Raw genomic sequence first — 3,845 nt, 5'->3', positions numbered from 1 at the left:
AGCTAAAGCTTTTCTGAACCACGCGACTATCGCGTGGTTTTCTTTATACAAAAAATGCGGCTGATAATTTGTTCAGTCGCATTTTTATCTGCCTGGATAAACCAGCTTAGTTATTTCCGTGGCCATGTCCTGGAGGCCTACCTGCCGTTCCACGGCACCCATATTAAAGGCCGCCTTTGGCATACCATACACCACGCAGGTGGCTTCGTCCTGCCCCAAGGTCCGGGCACCGGCCTGACGCATAGCCAGCAGCTTGGCCGCCCCATCTACCCCCATACCAGTAAGGATAACCCCTACAGCCTTGTTGCCAATCACCTTGGCCACAGACTCAAAAAGCACATCCGCCGAGGAAAGCACACCATGTATCCGTTCACCGGCCTTACAATGAATACAGATAGAGGACGGCGAGCCGGTTATTGACATGTGCTTATCACCAGGGGCAATATAAATGGTATTTGGCTTGGCGTATTCCCCTTCCATCGCTTCCTTTACGGTAAGCTCACATTCCTTGTCCAATCGGGCCGCAAAGAGCCTGGAAAAGGTGGCACTTATATGCTGTACCACCATTACCGGAGGCAACGGCGGCTTAAGATTGGCCAAAATCTCAGAAAGTGCTTCTGTACCACCGGTGGATGAACCAATGGCTATAAGGCTGCACCAGGTCGATGGAATAGTGGTATATGCTTCTATATTTTCTGATATCTTACTGGCAAACAAGAAATCACATCCTTGAATTGGTCCGATGCTGACAGGTGAAAACACATGCTCACCCTTGATTGGGAGCATAGCCTACATATCTGCAAATCAATACAACGAATCGAGTATCCAGTTTAACTGAGGGAATCCAGCTTCATGATAGTTTCCTCTATCTTCTCCCTGTCTGTGTTCTCTTCAGCGAAAATAAGATTAAAAATCCTAAGCAGAGTTTCACCATCGTTTTGTATAGCTTCTATATATCCACTAACATCCTGTCCGGCCTTCGCTGCTTCCTTGGCGGCCTTGGACTGCTCTATAACATTCATCAAAGGCCCCCGGGCCACCTCATTAAGCTGACGGCTCATAGCCTTAACAATTTGACGTTCCTTCTCGTAAAGATTTTTCTCAAGCTGATGCTGCTTGTCCATATTCTTAAAGGCAAGGACAATTTCATCGCTGGAGTCCAGTACCTTCAACGCCTCCACCTGTCCATAGTGAATTTCCTCATCAAGCGTGAACCGATAGGAAAAGCTGTAGGACATCTGCCGGGAAAATATACTTCGCAGGCTGGCTATGGTAAGTATCGGTTCAAAGAGACGCTGATCCTCATACATAACCAACTTACGGACATAGGCGTATATGTTGGTCTCATAGCTGCCCTGGTGAAACTGCTCACCGAATTTTTCCCGAACATACCTGGCCATACGGTAGCTGCGAATCTCACCAGAGGTCAGATTAACATAATACACCCCTTGATAGCTATAGCACAAAGCATCAATAATTTTATTACCAAGTTCCATATCGGAACGAAGCTCCACCGTATTTGGATTATTGTCCCTATTCACGATAGATACACCCTTTCATACTACACTACTTCAATTATACAGGAGTATTTATGTAAGTACAATATGTAAATGAATAGGTTAAAAACAATTTCAATAATTTACCTGCTAAGATTGGGACTTTAGCACCTTATCTGGGACTATAGTCTTATTTCTTCCATTGTAATGACCAATACCTAAAAATTCCCCTGCGGCATATACTCTAAGCAGTTCATTATCCTGCAGGGAGGGTCCCTCAACCAAAGTCCTATCATCAGAGGACAAGCCGTTGCAAAAAGCCTTCTGCCGCTTCGGATTAATATCATACCGCCTTATATGGCTGATATACACCTCCGGCTTCAGCAGGGCCCTGTCCCCCAGCTCCTGAAGCTCCTCCACGGAAACCGTCTGGCCAAGCTGGAATTGTCCCACAGCAGTCCTGATCAAAAATGACATGGTGGAGGGTATCCCCAGGGCCCGGCCCATATCCTGACACAGGGACCGGATATAGGTGCCCTTGGAGCAATCCACATCAAAGAGCAGCCTCTTGCCTGCAGCATCCCTGTCCAACAGCTGAATGCCATGTATTTCCACCTGTCTGGAGGGAATATCCACCGCAATACCCTGACGAAGCAAATCACAGGCCCGACGGCCATTTATTTTGATGGCTGAATGGGCCGGCGGCACCTGAACTATTGAGCCGGTAAATTCCCTGAACACCTGCTCCACCTGATCCCAGGTAGGCACAGCGAAGTCATCCAGCCGCTCCACCACCCTGCCGGTATCATCACCGCTGTCGGTTTCCACCCCCAGGAGCATCTCCGCCCTATATGACTTACGTACATTATCAAGGTATTCAATCAGACGGGTTGTCCGCCCCACAGCAATGGGCAGTACACCTGCCGCCCCGGGGTCCAGGGTACCGGCATGACCAACGTGCTTCTCATGTAACACCCGACGGACCAGTCCCACCGCATCATGGGAGGTCATACCCGGTGGTTTTAGGAAATTAATAAAGCCTTCCATAAATCACAATTATCCTTATTTTGACAACGATTGCTCAATTTCGTTTAATATTTCTGCTTTGGCCGCCTCAAAGGATTTTTCCAAGGTACAGCCCGCAGCCCGAATGTGACCACCACCGCCCAGACGGGCAGCAATCCGGGCCACATCAGTCTGCTTTGACCGCATGCTGACACGGCATTTTTCCGGCTCAACGGCCTTCAGCAAGAGAGCTACATCTACACCATCAATGACCCGTATCCAAGGACTCCGTAAGCTCATGATTCAGGAACAGACCGGCTACCCGTCCATCAGCGTGCAGCTCCACGGTCTGGAGGGCCCTGGCCATTCCCTGGACCACAGCATAATCCTTGGTCTCAATAGCCTCAGAAACCTTTTCCGGTCTGACCCCGCATTCCAGCAGCTCGGCAGCCGCCCGCATAGTATGGGGAGTGGTATTGGAATACCTGAAATACCCTGAGTCAGTAGCCAAGCCTGTATAAATAGCGGTGGCAGAGTTTATATCAAACTCTACCCCCAATTCCTTGCCCAATTCATAAATAATTTCCGCCGTAGCGGCACTTTTGGCATCCAAATAGAGAAGGTCAGCCTTATGGTCATTGGTGCCATGATGATCAATATTTATAATTGGGGCCTTGCATTTTTCAGTTACGCTGCCCACCCGGTCCAGGCTGGCATCCAAAATAACCAGATAATCTGCTTCATAGCAATCCTTCTCCGGCTTTTCGATGGTATCTATTCCCGGAAGAATGCGGAGAAACTTTGGCAGGTCATCATCAATGAGAACCTGTACCTGCTTCCCCAGCTTTTCCAGCATAAACTTCAATCCCAGACAGGAGCCGATGGCATCCCCGTCCGGATTGACATGGGCGGTCAATACCAGACGGCGGGCTGCCAGCAGCTTGTCTGCTGTTTCCTTTAGTGAAATATTCATAATATCATCCCTGCTCCTGCTCCCGTTCAATCTGCAAAAGCAGCTTCTGAATGTGATCGCTGTAGTCCAATGATTTGTCCAGAACGAATTTCAATTCCGGGGTAACCCGCAGTCTAATGCGATGGCCTACCTCCCGGCGGATAAAGCCGAGAGAGCTGTTCAGCCCCTTCCAGGTATCCTCCATCTGCTTGTCATTGCCCATGATGCTGACAAACACCTTGGCAATGCTCAAATCCCGGGGAACCTCCACCTGAGTGACGGTAACGAAGCCAATCCGGGGATCCTTAAGCTCCTGGAGGATAATCTGGCTGATTTCCTGCTTCATTAGCTCCTGAATTTTTTCAATACGAAGCTGACTCATATAAAGCCTG

At 48.9% G+C, this 3,845-nt stretch carries 6 protein-coding genes; all 6 read right to left on the bottom strand.

Annotated elements, in window-relative coordinates; all coding sequences use genetic code 11:
* Nucleotides 1–84 precede the first annotated feature (84 nt).
* Nucleotides 85–786, bottom strand: coding sequence for a CheB methylesterase domain-containing protein (locus Q0Y54_RS12160; protein WP_297968409.1), 702 nt, complete (start codon nt 784–786; stop codon nt 85–87).
* A 44-nt stretch (nt 787–830) separates the two neighbouring features.
* Nucleotides 831–1,541: a hypothetical protein gene (locus Q0Y54_RS12155; RefSeq protein ID WP_297968407.1), complete on the bottom strand. Its 711-nt coding sequence runs from the start codon at nt 1,539–1,541 to the stop codon at nt 831–833.
* A gap of 105 nt (nt 1,542–1,646) precedes the next feature.
* A complete protein-coding gene (gene truB / locus Q0Y54_RS12150; protein ID WP_297968405.1) occupies nt 1,647–2,543 on the bottom strand; it encodes a tRNA pseudouridine(55) synthase TruB in 897 nt (298 codons plus the stop codon).
* 15 nt (nt 2,544–2,558) lie between these two features.
* A complete protein-coding gene (locus Q0Y54_RS12680; RefSeq protein WP_366072778.1) occupies nt 2,559–2,801 on the bottom strand; it encodes a DHHA1 domain-containing protein in 243 nt (80 codons plus the stop codon).
* On the bottom strand, nt 2,767–3,474 hold the full coding sequence (locus tag Q0Y54_RS12145; RefSeq protein ID WP_366072776.1) for a DHH family phosphoesterase: 708 nt from the start codon (nt 3,472–3,474) through the stop codon (nt 2,767–2,769). The genes Q0Y54_RS12680 and Q0Y54_RS12145 overlap by 35 nt, the downstream gene beginning before the upstream one ends.
* Before the next feature lie 4 nt (nt 3,475–3,478).
* Nucleotides 3,479–3,835: a 30S ribosome-binding factor RbfA gene (gene rbfA, locus Q0Y54_RS12140; RefSeq protein ID WP_297968412.1), complete on the bottom strand. Its 357-nt coding sequence runs from the start codon at nt 3,833–3,835 to the stop codon at nt 3,479–3,481.
* Between the last annotated feature and the right edge of the window lie 10 nt (nt 3,836–3,845).

The organism is uncultured Anaerovibrio sp. (assembly GCF_947302755.1).
GTDB lineage: Bacteria > Bacillota > Negativicutes > Selenomonadales > Selenomonadaceae > Anaerovibrio.
This window is presented reverse-complemented; position numbering and strand designations above follow the sequence as displayed.